General features: G+C 65.5%; 1 protein-coding gene. It reads left to right on the top strand.

The window, feature by feature from the left end:
- Nucleotide 1: 1 nt before the first annotated feature.
- On the top strand, nucleotides 2-420 hold a 419-nt coding region (locus tag MKL11_RS22175; protein ID WP_243947359.1), incomplete at its 3' end, for a tellurite resistance TerB family protein.

The following is a 420-nucleotide window of genomic DNA, read 5'->3' as shown; positions in this document are numbered from 1 at the left end:
GATGAACGCCCTCAAGGATCTGCTGACCCGCTTCGGTCGGACCGTCACGGCCTATGCCGGCGACGAAGCGCTGATGCAGGCTGGGATCTCGGCCGCAGCCAACGTCATCGTGGCTGACGGCGAGGTGGCGGGTGACGAGTTCGAAACCGCGCTGGTGGGTCTGCGCGCCAACCCGATCATCGAGAAGGGCTACGACCTGCTGATGCTGGAGGAGGCACTCTACGAGGCGATCGCCCGGGCAAGGACCCGTGCGGGTCGGGTGGAGAACCTGCGCCGGGTCGCCGCGATCGCCGGCCGTCCGATAGAGCAGCGGCAGGACGCGTTCTTGGTTGCTGTCGATGTCGCCGATCATGAGGGCATCAGCGAGATCGAGGACAAGGCGCTGACCGAGATCGCCACCGCTCTTATCGTCAACAAGTC

This window comes from Methylobacterium sp. J-077 (assembly GCF_022829365.1).
Taxonomy (GTDB): Bacteria; Pseudomonadota; Alphaproteobacteria; order Rhizobiales; family Beijerinckiaceae; genus Methylobacterium.
The sequence above is the reverse complement of the archived record's forward strand: the minus strand, read 5'-3'. Positions and strand labels throughout refer to the sequence as shown.